The 17,551-nt window shown below is 68.5% G+C and carries 16 protein-coding genes; 6 read left to right on the top strand and 10 right to left on the bottom strand.

Annotated features, from left to right (window positions below; all coding sequences use genetic code 11):
- Positions 1-109: 109 nt before the first annotated feature.
- Positions 110-697, bottom strand: a complete 588-nt coding sequence (locus ABFX55_RS36915; protein ID WP_346127591.1) for a single-stranded DNA-binding protein — start codon at positions 695-697, stop codon at positions 110-112.
- Positions 698-776: 79 nt separating this feature from the next.
- Entirely contained in the window at positions 777-1,067 is a 291-nt protein-coding gene (gene rpsF, locus ABFX55_RS36910; RefSeq protein WP_183653229.1) for a 30S ribosomal protein S6, read from the bottom strand.
- Between the two features lie 190 nt (positions 1,068-1,257).
- On the opposite strand from rpsF, the gene ABFX55_RS36905 reads away from it, so the two are divergent.
- A complete protein-coding gene (locus ABFX55_RS36905; RefSeq protein WP_346127589.1) occupies positions 1,258-1,569 on the top strand; it encodes a hypothetical protein in 312 nt (103 codons plus the stop codon).
- A gap of 46 nt (positions 1,570-1,615) precedes the next feature.
- Here the strand turns inward: ABFX55_RS36905 and ABFX55_RS36900 are convergent, their stop codons facing one another.
- Together ABFX55_RS36900 and ABFX55_RS36895 are read right to left on the bottom strand one after the other, a co-directional pair.
- Complete coding sequence (locus ABFX55_RS36900) at positions 1,616-4,705, bottom strand: phosphocholine-specific phospholipase C (protein WP_346127587.1); 3,090 nt, start codon at positions 4,703-4,705, stop codon at positions 1,616-1,618.
- A 127-nt stretch (positions 4,706-4,832) separates the two neighbouring features.
- Positions 4,833-5,009, bottom strand: a complete 177-nt coding sequence (locus ABFX55_RS36895) for a hypothetical protein (protein WP_183653220.1) — start codon at positions 5,007-5,009, stop codon at positions 4,833-4,835.
- A 135-nt stretch (positions 5,010-5,144) separates the two neighbouring features.
- Between ABFX55_RS36895 and ABFX55_RS36890 the strand changes: the two genes are divergently transcribed.
- Positions 5,145-5,888, top strand: coding sequence for a deoxyribonuclease IV (locus ABFX55_RS36890; RefSeq protein ID WP_346127585.1), 744 nt, complete (start codon positions 5,145-5,147; stop codon positions 5,886-5,888).
- A 63-nt stretch (positions 5,889-5,951) separates the two neighbouring features.
- Here the strand turns inward: ABFX55_RS36890 and ABFX55_RS36885 are convergent, their stop codons facing one another.
- From ABFX55_RS36885 to ABFX55_RS36870, 4 genes are all read right to left on the bottom strand, one after another.
- Entirely contained in the window at positions 5,952-6,998 is a 1,047-nt protein-coding gene (locus ABFX55_RS36885; protein ID WP_346127583.1) for a mannosyltransferase family protein, read from the bottom strand.
- Positions 6,998-8,326 (bottom strand): glycosyltransferase family 87 protein, encoded by a 1,329-nt coding sequence (locus ABFX55_RS36880; protein WP_346127581.1) that lies wholly within the window; start codon positions 8,324-8,326, stop codon positions 6,998-7,000. The genes ABFX55_RS36885 and ABFX55_RS36880 overlap by 1 nt, the downstream gene beginning before the upstream one ends.
- Positions 8,323-10,917: a transglycosylase domain-containing protein gene (locus ABFX55_RS36875; RefSeq protein WP_346127579.1), complete on the bottom strand. Its 2,595-nt coding sequence runs from the start codon at positions 10,915-10,917 to the stop codon at positions 8,323-8,325. Before ABFX55_RS36875 ends, ABFX55_RS36880 begins: the two co-directional genes overlap by 4 nt.
- A gap of 141 nt (positions 10,918-11,058) precedes the next feature.
- A complete protein-coding gene (locus tag ABFX55_RS36870) occupies positions 11,059-11,445 on the bottom strand; it encodes a DUF5318 family protein (protein WP_346127577.1) in 387 nt (128 codons plus the stop codon).
- Between the two features lie 133 nt (positions 11,446-11,578).
- Here ABFX55_RS36870 and ABFX55_RS36865 point away from each other — a divergent pair, with 133 nt between their 5' ends.
- Both ABFX55_RS36865 and ABFX55_RS36860 read left to right on the top strand, forming a co-directional pair.
- On the top strand, positions 11,579-12,151 hold the full coding sequence (locus ABFX55_RS36865; RefSeq protein ID WP_183653205.1) for a PadR family transcriptional regulator: 573 nt from the start codon (positions 11,579-11,581) through the stop codon (positions 12,149-12,151).
- 12 nt (positions 12,152-12,163) lie between these two features.
- Positions 12,164-13,243: an inositol-3-phosphate synthase gene (locus ABFX55_RS36860; protein ID WP_346127575.1), complete on the top strand. Its 1,080-nt coding sequence runs from the start codon at positions 12,164-12,166 to the stop codon at positions 13,241-13,243.
- Positions 13,244-13,548: 305 nt separating this feature from the next.
- Here the strand turns inward: ABFX55_RS36860 and idi are convergent, their stop codons facing one another.
- Positions 13,549-14,133, bottom strand: a complete 585-nt coding sequence (idi, locus tag ABFX55_RS36855; protein WP_183653200.1) for an isopentenyl-diphosphate Delta-isomerase — start codon at positions 14,131-14,133, stop codon at positions 13,549-13,551.
- Between the two features lie 117 nt (positions 14,134-14,250).
- On the opposite strand from idi, the gene ABFX55_RS36850 reads away from it, so the two are divergent.
- Positions 14,251-15,546, top strand: coding sequence for an MFS transporter (locus ABFX55_RS36850; protein WP_346127573.1), 1,296 nt, complete (start codon positions 14,251-14,253; stop codon positions 15,544-15,546).
- Here the strand turns inward: ABFX55_RS36850 and ABFX55_RS36845 are convergent.
- Entirely contained in the window at positions 15,506-16,936 is a 1,431-nt protein-coding gene (locus ABFX55_RS36845; RefSeq protein ID WP_346127571.1) for a CCA tRNA nucleotidyltransferase, read from the bottom strand. The genes ABFX55_RS36850 and ABFX55_RS36845 overlap by 41 nt on opposite strands.
- A gap of 81 nt (positions 16,937-17,017) precedes the next feature.
- Here ABFX55_RS36845 and ABFX55_RS36840 point away from each other — a divergent pair, with 81 nt between their 5' ends.
- Entirely contained in the window at positions 17,018-17,527 is a 510-nt protein-coding gene (locus tag ABFX55_RS36840; protein WP_346127569.1) for a YbaK/EbsC family protein, read from the top strand.
- Positions 17,528-17,551 lie beyond the last annotated feature (24 nt).

Here is a 17,551-nt window from a genome sequence, read left to right as displayed (position 1 = left end):
GTGCTCCTTTCAGAGCCCCGCCGTGAAGCGGGAATGGACTCGGGCTTGTTGACAGGTGGTCAGGCCTCGCAACCTGACCGGTGAGGGGCCCGCGAACGGGCCCTTCAGACTAGAAGGGAGGCTCGTCGCTGAAGTCTCCGCCGCCGCCGCCGCCGAAACCGCCGCCGCCCGAGGGCTGGCCGCCGAAGCCGCCACCCTGGTTGCCGCCGCCGTAACCGCCGCCACCGCCGCCGCCGAAGCCGCCGCCCTGGGGCGGGGCGGGCGAGGCAGAGGCCCACGGGTCGTCGGCGGGGCCGCCACCGAAGCCGCCGCCACCGCCGCCGCCCTGACGGGTGGTGCGGTTGACCTTGGCCGTGGCGTTGCGCAGGGACGGGCCGATCTCGTCGACCTCGACCTCATAGACCGTGCGCTTCTCGCCTTCCTTGGTCTCGTAAGACCGCTGCTTGAGCCGTCCCTGCACGATGACGCGCATACCGCGCGTCAGCGACTCGGCGACGTTCTCGGCCGCCTGCCGCCACACGTTGCAGGTCAGGAAGAGGCTTTCGCCGTCTTTCCACTCGTTGGTCTGGCGGTCCATGAACCGCGGAGTGGACGCGACGCGGAACTGGGCCACAGCTTGCCCCGTGGGGGTGAAGCGCAGCTCAGGATCGTTGACAAGATTGCCGACGATGGTGATGACGGTGTCGCCTGCTGCCATGGCTGGGGCCCTTCCTCGACTCTTGGTTACGGCTCAGACTACGGCGCGCCCCCGACAGAAAGCCGGGAGAACGAGCCGCCTAGTGCACGTCCGGGCGGAGAACCTTGGTCCGCATGATGCCCTCGTTGAGGTTCATCTGGCGGTCGAGTTCCTTGACCGTGGCCGGCTCGGCGGACAGGTCGATGACGGCGTAGATGCCTTCCGACTTCTTCTCGATGTCGTAGGCGAGCCGGCGGCGGCCCCACACGTCGACCTTCTCCACGGTGCCACCGTCATTGCGGACGACAGCGAGGAACTGGTCGAGGGACGGCGCCACAGTGCGCTCATCGAGCGAAGGGTCCAGGATCACCATTACTTCGTAACGACGCATGATGGACTCCAACCTCCTCTGGACTTTTGCGGTCACGACACTCTGCCGTGACAGGAGGACGCTGACGTTTTCGCCGAGGCGCCCCTTTCGGCGACCCGGCGGCGGGGTTGACCCAGCACAACGCAGCCTGTTCAGGTTACCAGCCGCTCATGGATGGGAACTCCTCTACATGATGAGGGGGTGGTAAGCCATGCCACATGTGCTTCGTCCCGCCGAGCGCGAGAGATTCAGGCTGACGCTCAACAGCGACGGCCGCTCGCATCCGGTCGAGAACCTGCTGTCCATCGGAACGCTGCTGTGCGGTCTGTTCGCCTTCGCGGCCACCTTCTTCCCCGGGGGCCACGTGGTCGCCTCGTGGGTGGGGGCGCTGGGATTCGGCGGCGGCCTCTATTCGCAGTACGTCTCGGCGACGACGGCCCAGCGGACGCTCAACATCGTCGGGATCGTGGCCTCGTTCGTCGGGGTCGCGCTGGGAATCGCGCGCGGCGGTTTCGTCCCGTAGCCAGGGCCGGTGCGGGGAAGGCCGCCCAGGGCCTCCCCCGCCGGGGTCAGCGGATGGGCTTCACGTCCAGGCGGACGTTGTCGATCGCCCAGTACCAGTTGTTGCCCGCGTCGAACACGCGGAACCTGAGCGTGACAGAGGTGGCGCCCGAGGGAACGGCGATCTCCTTCGTCACCAGGCGGTTCTTGGCGTCCGCGCCCGCGTTGTCGGTGCCGGAGGCGGCGCTGCCGTACAGCAGCAGGCGCCGCTCCTCCCCCGTGCTGAAGACCGCCGTGACGCTGGCCTGCTGGGGGCTCTCCTGCCGGTAGTGCGACTCGAAGCCCAGGTGCAGGGTCGTCGCGCCCGAGGGGATCGGCACCGAGGGTGAGACCAGCGTGGAGTCGAACCTGCCCTTGGACGAGGGGGATCCCTTGTCGTCCCAGTCGTCGGGGTCGGCCACGGCCAGGACGCCGAGGCCGCGAGAGAAGTCGGCGCGCTCCTGGCCGCCCGTCGCCCACATGCGCTTGGTCATGAACGTCCAGCCCTGCAGGTCGCGCGTGCCCTGCGGCATGGTCGGCGCGTTCACCACGGTCCAGCCCTCGGGTGCGGCGGCCGTCCAGCCGACCAGGCCCGCGGCGGCCGGCCTGTCGAGCGAGGGTCCGAGCCTGGGCTCCAGCGACTCGAAGTCCTCGCCGAGAAGGTGGCCCGTCGGCGAGGTGAACACGCGGGCCGCCACCTCGCCCTCGGCCAGAACGTACCTGGAAGGAGTGCGTCCCCGCACCACCGCCAGCAGGCGCAGGGGTGTGGTGTCCGTGAGCGTCGCGGGGGCGGTCACCTCCCAGGTCGCCCGCGCGCTCGCGCCCGCTTCCAGCGTCTCTGGTACGGCCTGCGAGGCCGTCGCCGTCCATCCCTCCGGCACCCGCAACCGGGCCTCGACCTGCGAGACGGCCTCGGCGGCCGTCAGGGTGAGCGTCACGGTGGTGGGCCTGCCCGGCCGTACGCCTGGCTCGTCGATCGTCGTGGACGCGGGCGCGAGCCTGAGCGCGGCGGTCAGCGCGTCGGGCAGCCCCATCGCGGGGTCGGTGACGCCCTGTCCGTCGCCGGGTGCCTTGCCCGCGTAGCGACGCAGGAAGAAGGGGTCGTCGGAGACGCCGACCGCGAGGTCGTACCAGCCTTCGGCGGGCTCCTCCAGCCGGAATGTGCGCTTGGCGTGCCCCTGGACGCGCTCCTCGCGCACGCCCGCGCCGTACGCCAGGTCTCCGACGAGGACGGTGCGCCGCGTCTTGTCCCTGTTGCGCACCTCGATGTGCCGTGGCCCTTCGAAGGTGACGTCGACGCCCTCCGAGCGTCCACCCCTGAAGTGCCACAGGTACCCGTTGGGCCCGTGCACGCGCAGGTCGTAGCCGCTCTCGCCGAACTCCCAGCCGTCGGACAGCGACCTGCCCTGCTCGACGGTGTAGAAGCGCGGCAGCACGCCCGGTTCGGGATAGACGTGGAAGACCGCCGCGAGCGTCCCCGCGTTGGCGAAGGTCAGCGTGACCTTCCCCTCCTCGACGGCGGGCGTCACGGCCAGCCGGTACGGCAGCGGCCGCTGCGTCCTCGTCCCCCGCTGCTGCCGGGGGAAGGCCTGGGGGTTGGGCACGGAAGGCGAGGGCCACTTCTCCGAGTCGACGACCTTCTGCCTGTTGCCCGAGGTGTCGGGGACCTGCGGCCACACGGGATCCTGGCCCGAGAAGTCGAACACCGACATCAGATCGCCTGTGACGGCCCTGCGCCACGGGCTGATGTTGGGTTCGGCGACGCCGAAGCGCCGCTCGAGGAAGCGCAGCGTCGAGGTGTGGTCGTAGACGGTCGAGTCGACCACCCCGCCCCTGGTCCACGGCGAGACCACGATCATCGGCACCCGTACGCCCAAGCCCATGGTGTGGGGGCCTGAGATCACGCTCTCGCCGTCGGGCAGCGTGTCGGACCACGCGCCGTCGACCTTGTGACGGCCCTCGTGGTTGACGACCCTGAAGTAGCTGCTCGACCCCTTGGCCACGCGCATGACCAGCTCGCCGTCCGTGGAGACCGTGCTGGCCCCCCTGCCCGCGCCCGGCGGCGGCACCGGCGGCAGGCAGTGGTCGAAGAAGCCGCCGTGCTCGTCGTAGTTGAGGATGAAGACGGTCCTGGCCCACACCTCGGGGTGTTCGGCGACCGCGTTCATGAGCCTGGCGGTCAGGTGCTCGCCGTCCGGCGGCGCCCAGCTGGCGTGCTCGGACAGCGCCTCGGGGGCGACGATCCACGACACCTGCGGCAGCGCGCCCGAGGCGACGTCCGCGGCGAAGGCCCGCACCAGCGCGTCGCCCATCGCGTGACCGTCGCCCGTGGTGCCGACCCTGGCCATGCCCCTGTCGTGGAGCGGCTCACCCGGCTTTGCCTTCTGGAAGGGGGCGAACCAGGCGAGGGCGTTGTCGTCGTAGTTGTCCTTGGCCTGGTAGGTCTTCCAGCTGACGCCCGCGGCCTGCAGCCGTTCGGGGTAGGTGGTCCACTCGTACCCGCCCGGGATGTAGCTGTTGTTGGTGACGGGCAGGTCGCGGACCGTGCCGCCGCTGGTGCCCGTCATGAAGTGGTCGCGGTTGGTGTTGGTGTTGCACTGCACCGAGGCGTGGTACTGGTCGCAGATCGTGAACAGCGAGGCGAGCGCGTTGTAGAAGGGCATGTCGGCGGGCACGTAGAAGCCCTGGCCGAGCCACCCGGTGCCGCGTCTGGTCACGTAGCCGTCGCCGAGCCCCTCGTTCCACAGGGGCAGGGTGTCGACGTAGCCGAAGGCGGGCGCGCCCGACCGGTAGGCCCTGGTGTGGGCGGCGTTCATCGCGAACGGCAGCGTGTAGCCCTCGGTCTTGGTGGGGTCGGGCTGGTGGAAGATCGAGCGGCCGTTGACGCCTCTGACGGCTGCCCTGTCGCCGAAGCCGCGCACGCCCTGAAGCGTTCCGAAGTAGTGGTCGAAGGCGCGGTTCTCCTGCATGAAGATCACCACGTGCTCGATGTCCTGCAGCGAGCCTGGCTGGACCGGGGCGGCCAGCGCCGCGCGCATGCTCGGTGGCAGGGCCAGCAGCGCCGCGGCGCCTGCCGTACCGCCGAGAAGGGCGCGCCTGGAGATGGGGGGCGGGGTCATCGGGCTCCTCTGTCGTTCTGGACCACGACATGGATACGGGAGCCCGATGTCCGCTAGCTAGAGAGGAAACGAACGTCTTCTGAAGCTTTTTGTGCGTAAGTGAGGATTATGAGCGTTAATGAGCGTTCTAGCCCACGTGGAGGTCTCCGCCGAGGAGGATGACGAACCACAGGAAGGTGGCGAGCAGCGCTTCGGCCACGTCCTTGAGCAGGGCGGGGGTGATGTAGTCGTAGATCCAGGCCACGTAGAGGCCGACCAGGATGTAGATCAGGAACAGGAAGCTACCTATGCGATAGCGAGACATCTCTCGCGCTCCTATCGTCGGGGGGCTGCGCCTCGACTGCCCTTCTGCGCGCCCGGCAAACGAGCCGATGGTTCGTCGGTCAAGCAAGCTGCCGCTCTCCGCCCCAGGCTCGCCGCTCCAAGTAATGTGGATCGCATGGTGCGCATCGGAGCTCATGTCGATCAGGACGATCCCGCCGCCCACGCGGCCGAACGCGACGCGGAGATCGTGCAGTTCTTCCTCGGCGACCCGCAGGGCTACAAGGCCCCCGTCCTTCCGGACAAGCCCGTCGAGGGTGTCGACGTCTACATCCACGCGCCCTACCTGATCAACGTGGCCACCACCAACAACCGCATCAGGATTCCCAGCCGCAAGCTGCTGGAGCAGCACCTCAAGGCGGCCGCGAGCCTCGGCGCCAAGGGTCTGATCGTCCACGGCGGCCACCTCAACAAGGACGAGGACCCGCAGATCGGCTTCGACAACTGGCGCAAGGTGTTCGAGCGGATGGACTGCCCCATCCCCGTCCTCATCGAGAACACCGCGGGCGGCGACAACGCCGTGGCACGCAGGCTCGACAGGATCGCCAGGCTGTGGGACGCGCTCGACGGGTTCGACGTGGGGTTCTGCCTCGACACCTGCCACGCCCACGCGGGCGGCGAGGAGCTCGTGGACGTCGTCGACAGGGTCAAGGCCATCACCGGCCGCATCGACCTGGTCCACTGCAACGACTCGCGCGACGCCTTCGACTCGGGCGCCGACCGGCACGCCAACCTGGGCCAGGGCCAGATCGACTCCGAGCTGATCCTCGAGGTGTGCCGCAGGGCGGAAGCGCCGATCATCGTGGAGACGCCATTCGCAGGTCAAGCGGATGACATCGCCTTCCTCAGGAAGAATCTCTAAGGGAAATACACAGCCTGTGGATAACTTCCATGGATTACTTCACGGCGGAAGTGGGTAAAGAGCTCACCCGGCCCAGGCGCCGGTGAGGAAGCGCAGGGCGTTCAGCACCATCAGCGGGCCGAGAAGCAGGCCGTACCCGATGACCCATCGAGCGGGCAGCCTGGCGATCAGCACCCACAGCGGGAACCACAGCAGCAGCGAGCGCGGCACCGACAGGTAGTAGGCCGAGGTCAGCAGCGCGCCCGCCTGCAACCCGCAGTAGACGAACTCGCTCCACCTGCGCGTGACCAGCAGCCAGACCAGGACGGCGACGGCCACCACCGCCCCCGCGATCTCCATCCTGAAGGCGACGGCGGACTCCCCCGCGGTCATCGCCGAGTCCCACGTCGTCTGCCACGCCCGCCACGGCCAGACCAGCTCCCTGCCCCAGCCCGCCTCCTGGGCGTGCTTCCACGCCAGCCAGTCGCCGGTGAGACCGCGCAGGTACCAGGAATAGGCGATCAGCGGCACGAACGGGATGACCAGCCACGGCAGGTCCCGCTTGTGGGGCCTGCTGAACGCGAACTCCACGATCAGCGCGACCGCCAGGAACAGGCCGGTGATGCGGATGCTCGACGCCCCCGCCGCCAGCAGGACGGCCAGGGGCCACTGCCTCCTTCGCGCGGCCAGCCACGCGGGGATGGCGAACGCCAGGAAGAGGGACTCGCTGTAGCCCGCGGCGAGGAAGACCGCGGTGGGGAAGAGCACCATCGCCACGACCGCCAGCTCACCTGAGCCGCCCTCGAACTCGGCCAGCCTGGCCAGCGCCACCGCCGCCACCCCGCCCGCCACCAGCGAGATCAGCAGCCCGCACAACGCCCAGTCGTCCACCACCAGATGGACGAGCCTGAGCACGGCCGGCATCCCTGGAAAGAACGCGGGGAGCCCGGGATCGCGCGCCTGCGCGGGATCGCCCCTGTAGCCGTACTGGGCGATGGTGACGAACAGGCTGGCGTCCCACTGCTTCCACCTGGACAGGTAGTCGCTCCCGCCGACCAGCCACGGCACGGCCATCAGGCTGACGAGCAGGAGCCCCAGGCGGGAGCTGGTCCAGACGCCCAGAGCCCGCATCAGGCGAGGGAGAACCTGTCGGGTGCCCGGTCGAAGACGCCACCGCCCTGGTCGTCGATGCCCGCCTGCCGTACGACGTCCTTGTCGGGACGGAGGATGTCGCGCACCACGAAGGCCATCATGATCAGGATCGTGATGACGCGGCCCCAGACGGCGGTGAAGTAGATGTCGTCACCGATGCCCAGATGCCTGGTCGACTCGTCCTGGTAGAGCAGGTAGAGCCAGATCGCGAAGAAGTACCAGACCTCGGCGACCTGCCAGAGCGCCAGCGGCTTCCAGTTGGGCCTGGCCAGCACGGCGAACGGCACCAGCCACAGCACGAACTGCGGCGACCACACCTTGTTCGTCATCATGAACGCCGCCAGCGCCAGGAAGCAGATCTGCGCCAGGCGTGGCCGCTGCGGCGCGAGCATCGTCAGCACCGCGATGCCCAGGCAGAGCAGCCCAAGCGAGAGCATGCCGAGCAGGCTCGGGTCCATCGTGCCGAGGATCGGCCAGCCCTTGCGCTCGAAGAACAGCCACGGCGAGCCCCAGTCGATGCCGCGCTCCTGGGAGAAGACGTAGAAGCGGCGCCAGCCGTCCCATGCCAGCAGCATGAACGGCACGTTGACGACGAGCCACGCGGCCACGGCCGCGGCCATCGAGACCAGGAACGGCCGCCACTTCCAGGTGCGCAGCGTGAGCAGGAACAGCGCGCCCACGAACATCAGCGGGTAGAACTTCGTGGCGATGGCCAGGCCGAGCAGCACGCCCGCGGCCACCTGACGCCCCCGCGACCACGCCAGCAGGAAGCCCATGGACAGCGCACCGGCGACGAGGTCCCAGTTGACGTAGGCGGCGAGGATCACGGCGGGGGCCAGCGCGTACCACAGCGCGTCCCACCGGCGTGAGGGCCCCGCGACCGCGGCCATCAGCAGCACCCCCACCACCAGGCAGAGCCCGAGCAGGACCACCGTGATGTCGTAGAAGTAGACGGCCTGCGCCGCCGCGGCCCCGTCCAAGGCGGCCTGGCTCGAATCGGCGGGCGGCGCCAGCCAGCGCGCCACCCAGGCGATGACCTGCATCACCTCGCCGAGCACGACCGGGTACTCCACCTGCTTCTCGAACGCCACGTCGGCGAAGTAGGGGTTCTCCGTGACCAGCTTCCGGTCGAAGTAGAGCGGATAGATGTCGGTGTAGCAGAAGTTCGCGTACGTCTGGATGGAGTTGTTCCAGCCGCCCGTCCTGCAGGGCAGCTTCCACACGTAGGCGAGAACCGCCCCCAGGGCCGCGAACAACCCCAGGGGCAGGTACGGCACCAGCCGTGCCGTCAGCAAAGGCCGCGTCATTCCTGGTCGCGCCTGGCGGGGTCGGCCATGGGGTCGGGAACGACGGAGCCGCCACCCATCGGGTCCTCCTCCTGGCCGACGTCACCGAGCCTGTCGGCGTCGGTGGTGCCGTCCTCGGGCAGCCCGTCGCTGTCGCTGTCGCCCTCGCCACAGCCGAGCAGGCCGCAGTCGGTGTCGTCGTTGCCCCACGGATCCTCGGGCGTGCCGAACGGGTTGCTCGGGGTCGGCTTCGGGGTGGGCGTGGGCTTGGTGACGATGTTCTCGGGCTGGCCGATGCTCGCCTTGGTCGGGAACTGCTCGATCTCCTTCCCCTCGTGCGCGGCGAGCATGAACGCGCGCCAGACCTCGGTGGGTGGGCCCGCACCCTCGAACCCCAGGCTCGCCTCGAAGGCGGTGGAGTAGGGGTTTTGCATGGAGTACTTGGAGTTCTTCTTGCCGTCGGACCACGGGCAGTTGGAGTGCTTGGGCGGGACGACCTTGCCCGACTTCGTCTTGCACACCTCGCGGTAGAAGCCGACCGCGGTGGAGATCTGCGGGGTGTAGCCGACGAACCAGGCTTCCTTCTCGTCGTTGTTGGTGCCCGTCTTGCCCGCGGCGGGCCTGGAGCCCAGGCCCTTGCCTGCGGCGGTGCCGTTCTTCAGCACCGCCTGCAGCGCGACGGTGGCGTCGGCGGCGGCCTCGGCCGAGATCACCTTGCGGGGCGTCTGCCTCTCGCGCACGACCGGAGTCTTGTCGGCGGTGTCGACCTTCTGGATCACGTGGTAGTCGACGTGCTTGCCGCCGTTGGCGAAGATCGAGTATCCCGCAGCCTGCTCGACGGGCGACACCAGGGCGGAGCCGATCGAGAAGCCGTAGGTGTGGTCCTTGATGTCCTGTTCCATCCGCTTCTCGCCGAGGCCGGCCTCCACGGCGATCCGCTTCACGTCCTCGAGCTGGCCGGGGAGCTTGTAGGCCATGGAGACATAGGCGGTGTTGACGGAGTCGGCGGTGGCCTTCACGACGTCGACGGCGGGGCCCACATTGTGGCTGTTGCGGTAGCCGCCGGGCTGCTGGCCGGGGATCACCTTGGGCACGGTCTCGTTGCCGGGGACGTAGCTGTTGAGGCTGTAGCCGGCGTCGAGCCAGGCGGCGAGCACGTACGGCTTGAACGCGGAGGCCGCCTGCTTGTAGGACTTGAAGGCGTCGTTCCACGGGTCGGTCAGGTAGTTGCTGCCGCCGTAGAAGGCGAGGACACGGCCCGTCTTGTTGTCAACCGCGGCCAGACCCGCGTGGTACTCCTTGGGCATTCTCTTCAGGACGCCCTCGGCCGCGATCTTGGCGTCCTTCATGAGCTTTCTGTCGAACGTCGTGGTGATCCTGTAGCCACTGCGCTCGACCTCGTCGCTGGAGATCTGGTACTTCTCCTTCAGCTCCGCCAGGGCCGCCTCGACCATGTAGCCCTTGACCCCGGCGAGCTCGTTCTTCTTGCTGGCGGCATCGACCGTGGGGTACTTGGCCGTCGTGGGCAGGCTCGCGTACTTCTGCGGGAACTGCTGGGCCATGTAGTCGATGACCGTCTTCCAGCGGTGTTTCAACCTCGGGTCGTTGATCTCCCAGTTGGGCTGCTGGATGCGGGCCGCCAGGTAGGCCGCCTCCGAGGGAGTGACGTTGCTGGCCTTCTTGCCCTTGCCGAAGTACGCCTCGGCCGCCGCCTCGATGCCGTAGGCACGTCCGAAGTTGACGGTGTTGAGGTAGTTCTGAAGGATCTGCTCCTTCGAGAGCTCCTTGTTCAGCTTGACCGCGACGAAGATCTCTTTGATCTTCCGCTCGATGGTCTGCTCCTGGCTGAGGCCCTGGTAGTAGTTGCGGGCCATCTGCTGGGTGATGGTGGAGGCGCCCTGGAGCTGCTGGCCCGTCGCGGTGCTCCACACCGAGCGCGCCATGCCGGAGAGCGAGATGCCGGCGTCCTCGTAGAAGGTCTTGTTCTCGATCGCGACCGTGGCGTCCTTCACAGCGTCGTTGATGTCGCTGATGTCGACGTTCCTGCGGGGCGTTCCCCAGCGGGCGATCTCGGTCTTGCCGTCGTTGTAGTAGATGATGCTTTCCTGAGCCGTCGCCTCCACCTGCGCCGCCGTGGGCAGGGGGGTGTTGGCGTAGCCGACCCAGATCATGGCGAAGACGCCGGCCGCGACCACGACCATGCCCGCCATGACGATCTTCCAGTTCGGGATGAACCGTTTCCAGCCGCGGCCGCCCTTGCCTTCACCACCGCCGCCGCCACCACCGCCACGGCCCGGACCCTCGGGGCCGCGCGGTCCGCGTCCACCACGGGAGCGGCGAGGGGCGGGACCGCCCGCCATGGTCTCCTCCATGGCACGGCTGCGGGTGGCCGGGCCACCGGTGGGGTACTGCGCGGTCTGCTGAGGCGGCATCTGCTGCGGGCCCGACGGCTGCCGCCCGGGCTGCGGCCCTGACGGGCCCTGCCTGCCGGGAGATCGCTGAGGACCTGAGGGGGCGGGCGGCTGCGCGTCCATGGCCCCGGTCTGCTCGTAGGCGGCCTCGGGACGGCGGGCGGTGCCCCAGCCGGTTTGCGGCGGCTGCGAGGCGGGCACAGAACTCGAGCGACGGCGCCTTCCCTGGCGAGCCGTCCCCTCGGGGCGCGGTGTGCGTCCGTTCGGTTCGGAGCCATAGCTGCTGTTACTCAACACGTCCTCGCATCGTCGTCGTCGTGCACGGCGGGCGCCGTCCTCGGTTCAGGTGGTGCCGACGGTGTCGGGCGGTCCGTTGCCGAGGACGTTGGAGACGGTCAGGTGGTTCCAGGAACAACCTTGACAGACCTCGACCGCGTAGACCCGGAACTCCACGTAATCATGGGCCATCTCGCGGGGCTCTGACGTGGGCTTTGCCCGACCGGCATGTCGCCCCGGGGAATCCCCGTAGACATAGGTCACGTTGGTGACGTTCTTCCTCTCGCACACCGGGCAGGGGCGTTCGGTCGATCCACCGAAGTGCCGGGCGGCGCGAAGGAGACAGGGCTGTGCGTCACAGATCTCCCGGGCGGAAGCACGGCCAGAAGGGCGTGAGCGCAGTGCCGCGCGCTTCGCCAGCCCGTAGTCCACCACCCTCCTCTGTGACCACATGCGCGCCAGACTACGGCTTTTTACCGATTGCTCCCAACCTCTTGGCAAAACCATTAATTGCAGCGATATAGCGCGGCGACGTATCATCGGGATGTATCGACTCGATACATCGACGCGAGAGGGGGCGGTTCCATTGGCCAGCGGGCAGGGCAGAGTCCTGGAACTGGCCGTGCTCGGGTCGCTGCACGAAACCCCGCTCCACGGCTATGAGCTGCGCAAACGGCTCAACGCCCTGCTGGGGATGTTCAGGGCCTTCTCCTACGGCTCGCTCTACCCGTGCCTGAAGTCGCTGCTCGAGCAGGGGCTCATCGCGGAGGAGCACCCCACCGCGGTCACGGGGCGATCGAAGATCGTCTACAAGCTCACCGCGGAGGGCAAGGAGCGGCTGCAGGAGCTGCTGACCCAGGCGGGCCCTTCCGCGTGGGAGGACGAGAGCTTCGGCGTCCACTTCGCCTTCTTCCGCCACACAGAGGCTGAGGTACGGCTGCGCATCCTCGAAGGACGTCGCAGCCGGCTGGAAGAACGACTCGACGGCGTCCGCACCGCGCTCGCCCGAACAAGGGAGCGGCTCGACAGCTACACGCTCGAGCTGCAGCGTCATGGTCTGGAGTCGGTGGAACGCGAGGTGCGTTGGCTGAACGAGCTGATCGCCACAGAACGCAGGGCGTCGCAAGAGCCCGCGAAAGATATGTCATCAGATGAGTAAGGAGCGAGTGCGATGGGTTCGGTACGCGTAGCCGTTGTCGGTGTCGGCAACTGCGCGACGTCGCTGATTCAGGGCGTTCACTACTACAAGGACGCCGACCCGGACACACGAGTGCCGGGTCTGATGCACGTCAAGTTCGGTGAGTACCACGTCGGCGACGTCGAGTTCGTCGCCGCCTTCGACGTGGACGCCAAGAAGGTCGGGCGCGACCTGTCCGAGGCGATCGTGGCGAGCGAGAACAACACGATCAAGATCACGGATGTGCCGCCGACCGGTGTCATCGTCCAGCGCGGGCACACCTTCGACGGTCTCGGCGAGTACTACCGCGAGATCATCGAGGAGTCCGACGAGCAGCCGGTGGACGTCGTCCAGGTTTTGAAGGACGCGAAGGTGGACGTTCTGGTCTCCTACCTGCCTGTGGGCTCGGAGGAGGCGGACCGCTTCTACGCGCAGTGCGCGATCGACGCGAAGGTCGGCTTCGTCAACGCACTTCCCGTGTTCATCGCCTCCGACCCCGAGTGGGCGGCGAAGTTCGAGGAGGCCGGCGTCCCGATCGTCGGTGACGACATCAAGTCGCAGGTCGGCGCCACGATCACGCACCGCGTCATGGCCAAGCTGTTCGAGGACCGCGGGGTCGAGCTGCTGCGCACGTACCAGCTCAACTTCGGCGGCAACATGGACTTCATGAACATGCTGGAGCGCAAGCGCCTCCAGTCCAAGAAGGTGTCCAAGACCCAGTCGGTCACCTCGCAGATCCCGCACGAGATGGCCAAGGCCGACGTGCACATCGGCCCTTCCGACCACGTGCCGTGGCTGGACGACCGCAAGTGGGCCTACGTCCGCCTCGAGGGCCGCTCCTTCGGTGACACCCCGCTGAACCTGGAGTACAAGCTCGAGGTCTGGGACTCGCCGAACTCGGCCGGCATCATCATCGACGCCGTGCGCGCCGCGAAGATCGCGATGGACCGTGGGATCGCGGGACCGATCCTGTCGGCCTCGTCCTACTTCATGAAGTCGCCGCCGGAGCAGTACTCCGACGACGAGGCGCGCGACTACGTCGAGAAGTTCATCCGCGGCGAGGTCTCTCGATAGACATCCCGTACGGCACGCCGACGTAAGCGCCGACGTCTCCCGGTGGTCGAGGTCCCTCTCCGTGCGCTACTCCAGCGGCACGGGGTGCTCTCTCCAACGGCGAGACGTCGGCGTTCTTCCGTGGTGTGAACCCACCCAGGGCGTCTCGCCGTGACGGGCCTCGCCACGCCGGCTCGAGGAGCGTTTCCCTGGAGGGACGCCCGCCCCGCGCCTGGGGTGGCGCCTTGGTCGGCGTGCCGTACAGGGGCTCGGAAGAACGCGCGCCGCCGGCGGACCCACAGGCGCGGCAAGAAGCCGGGAGCGGGTCAGCCGCGGGCGGCGGGCGGCAGATCGGCGACGGGGGCCGACGGCCACGTGAGCGGGTCGGCGCCGAGGTCGTCGAGGAGCGGCACCTGGTCGCGGCACCACGGCGAGATGGCGAGCAGGCCCGACATCACGCCCGAGGTGAACTCCTTCCACGGCATCCACAGCACCTCCCCCACCTCGTCGGGGTTCGGCCTGGCGGCGGCCGTGGTCAGCACCCGGTAGACCGGGCAGAGCTCGTGCTCCACGATGCCGTTGCCCATCACCGCCCGGTAGGAGAAGCGCGGCAGCACCAGGTCGACGCTCTCCACGACCAGGCCGAGCTCGTAGGACAGCCTGCGCAGCACGGCGTCGCCGAGCGGCTCGCCCGGCAGCGGGTGGCCGCAGCAGCTGTTGGTCCACACGTCCGGCCAGGTGATCTTGTGCGAGGCCCTCCTGGACAGCAGCACCCGCCCGTTCTGGTCGAAGACATAGCTCGAGAACGCCAGGTGGAGAGGGGTGTCCGGGCCGTGCACCGACGTCTTGGGCGCCGTGCCGATCGCGTTTCCCTCGCTGTCGACCAGCACCACGTGTTCGTCAGAGGTCACAGAAAGTAGCGTACGTGATCATGACGTATCCCTGGAACACTTTTGCCTACCTGTCACACCAGCTATCTCAGGGTTGACCCCGATGTTCGGACCGTGAGCGGCGGCTAGGCTGACGTCGTGTCTTATGCCGCCGATCTCCGCACGGTCCTGAAGGGGCGCGACTTCAGACGGTTGTTCTCCACCCGGCTGGTCTCGCAGTTCTCCGACGGGATCTTCCAGTTCGGCGTCGTGGGTTTCGCCTTCTTCAGCCCCGAGAAGCAGACGACCGCGCTCCAGGTGGCGATCGGCCTGGCGGTGCTGCTGCTGCCGTACAGCGTGCTCGGCCCCTTCGTCGGCGTCTTCATCGACAGATGGTCGCGCCGGCAGATTCTCGTCGTCGCGCCGATCGTGCGCGGCGCCCTGCTGCTGGTCGCGGCGACCTTCGTGGCCACGGGCCTGCCCGACGAGTACTTCTACGCGGTCGCGCTCGCCGTCCTGGGCGTCAACAGGTTCTTCCTCGCCTCCCTGGGCGCCTCGCTCCCCCATGTCGTGCCGCGCGACCAGCTCATGATGGCCAACGCCGTCACGCCCACCTCCGGCACGGTCGTCACATTCGTCGGCGTCGGGTTCGGCATGCTGCTGCGCTCGGTGTTCGGCAGCGAGGCGGCCGGCACCGCGCTGCTGCTGGCCACTTCGGGCGTGGTGTTCGGGCTGAGCGCGCTGATCGCCCGCACGATGCACCGCGACCTGCTCGGCCCCTCCTACGACTCCGACCGCCCGCAGGCCCGCGAGGCCATGCGCAACGTGGTCACCGGGCTCGCCGACGGCGCCAGGCACCTGATCCACCACCGCGCCGCCGCGGCCGCGATGGGCGCGATGGCGACCCACCGCTTCATGTACGGCATGGCGACGGCGATGGGGATCATCCTTTACCGCTACTACTTCACCAACGGCGACGCCGAGGCCGCGCTGTCGGGCGTCAGCGTCGTGGTGGCGACCTCCGCCGTCGGCTACGGCCTCGCGGTGATCATCACCCCGTGGGCCACCGACCGCTTCACCATCGAGCGCTGGGTGCCGATCATGCTGGTCACGGCCGGCGTGCTGACCGCGATCCTGGTCATCCCCTTCCAGCCGTGGGGGCTGTGGATCGCCGGCTTCGTGCTCGGCGTGACCGGCCAGAGCGTCAAGATCTGCGCCGACACCAGCGTCCAGCGCGATGTCGAGGACGCCTATCTCGGCAGGGCCTTCTCCATCTACGACATGCTGTTCAACGGCATGTACGTGCTGGCGGCGGCGCTGGCCGCGGCGATCCTGCCCGCCAACGGCAAGTCGCTGGTAGCCGTCGCGATCATCACGATCGGCTACCTGCTCGGCGCGGTGGTCTACCGGATGGTCACGCCGACTCGCGTGACCACGCCAGCAGAGCCTCAGTAGCGGCGTCCTTGCCGATGAGGCCCTTGTCGAGGCGCAGCTCCAGCAGGAACTTGTAGGCCTTGCCGACCACGGGCCCCGGGCCGACGCCGAGGATCCGCTGGATCTCGTTGCCGTCGAGCTCGGGCCTGATCTTGGCCAGCTCCTCCTCGTCGGCCAGCCTGGAGATGCGCTCCTCGAGCTGGTCGTAGGTGCGGGAGAGCGCCTGCGCCTTGCGCTTGTTGCGGGTGGTGCAGTCGGCCCTGGTCAGCTTGTGCAGCCGGTCGAGCAGCGGCCCCGCGTCGCGCACGTAGCGGCGCACCGCGCTGTCGGTCCACTCGCCGGTGCCGTAGCCGTGGAAGCGCAGGTGCAGCTCGACCAGGCGGGCGACGTCGGAGACGACGTCCTTGGGGAACTTCAGCTCCGACATGCGCTTCTTGGTCATCTGCGCGCCGACCACCTCGTGGTGGTGGAAGGAGACCCTGCCGCCCTCCTCGTGGCGGCGCGTCTTCGGCTTGCCCACGTCGTGCATGAGCGAGGCCCAGCGCAGGATGCGGTCGGGCTTGCCGTCCTCCTCCTGGGCGATGGCCTGCTCCAGCACGATCAGCGTGTGCTCGTAGACGTCCTTGTGCCGGTGGTGCTCGTCGATCTCCAGCCTGAGCTTGGGCAGCTCGGGCAGGACGTGGGCGGCCAGGCCCGTGTCGACGAGCAGGCGCAGGCCCTCACGCGGGTGGGCGCCGCAGATCAGCTTGTCGAGCTCGTCGCGGATCCGCTCGGCCGAGACGATCTCGATGCGCTCGGCCATCGCGGTCATCGCGGCGATCGCCTCAGGCGCGACCGTGAAGCCCAGCTGCGAGGCGAAGCGCGCGGCGCGCAGCATGCGCAGCGGATCGTCGTCGAAGGACTGCTCGGGCGTGCCTGGCGTGCGCAGCAACCCCGCCGCCAGGTCGCGCATGCCGCCGTAGGGGTCGACGAACTCGTGGGTGGGCAGCCGCACCGCCATCGCGTTGACCGCGAAGTCTCGGCGCTCCAGGTCGGCCTCGAGGGTCTCGCCGTACATGACCTCGGGCTTGCGCGACTTGGGGTCGTAGGACTCGCTGCGGTAGGTGGTGATCTCCAGCAGCCAGCCGCCCTTGCGCACGCCGACGGTGCCGAAGTCGATGCCGATCGTCCAGACCGAGTCGGCCCAGTCTCTGACCAGCTCCAGCACCCGTTCGGGCCTGGCTTCGGTGGTCAGGTCGAGGTCGTTGCCGATACGGCCCAGCAGGATGTCGCGCACCGACCCGCCCACCAGGGCTAGCTCGTGCCCTCGAGCGGCGAACAGCTCGCCGAGCTCGTTCGCCACTGGTGCGATCTTGCGGGAGATCTCAATTGAGTCGGACAAGCTGCATAGGTCCTTCTGATTGCGGAACATATCCCCCGAGCCACACAGGGTCCGGGTTACCGTCGGTCAGAGACCGTCGGGGGCCCATGGAACGAGGCTAGGAGCTCATATATGAAGGACGCCCTCGCGATCCACCGCTGGCTCCTCGCACACCAGGTCCATCATGAGATCGTACGCCTTCCGCGCCCCATGAAGTGCGCGGAGGAACTGCCCGCTACGATCGCCGCCGAGCCCGAGCGGTGCGTGGCGGTGACGGTGTTCGAGGCACGCGCCAGACTGGGCCGCGAGGTGGTCGCCTTCGTCTCCACCGTCGCCCATCCGCCCTCTCCTGGCCAGGTCGGCAGGCTGCTCAGGGTCAGGAGCGTACGGCCCGCCCCCGCCTTCGTGGTCAACGCCACCACCGACTACGCGGCGGGACTCGTCTCCCCGCTGCTGCTCCCCCGCGACCTGCCCCTCCTCGTCGACGACCGGCTCACGGGCGACGGCGGCTTCCTTTTCACCCCCACGGGCGAGCGCCGTACCGCGCTGCGTCTGCACTCGCTCGACCTGCTGCGACTCCTGCCGAGCAGGACCATCGAACTCCCTGCAGAAGCCCGGGAGGCGGTCGCGGTCCGGCACTGAGCCCGTACCATGGCGGGCGTGCGT

Source organism: Nonomuraea roseola (assembly GCF_039535395.1).
In the GTDB taxonomy this organism is placed as follows: Bacteria; Actinomycetota; Actinomycetes; order Streptosporangiales; family Streptosporangiaceae; genus Nonomuraea; species Nonomuraea roseola.
Note: the sequence above shows the minus strand (reverse complement) of the source record. Positions and strands in the feature narration are given on the sequence as shown.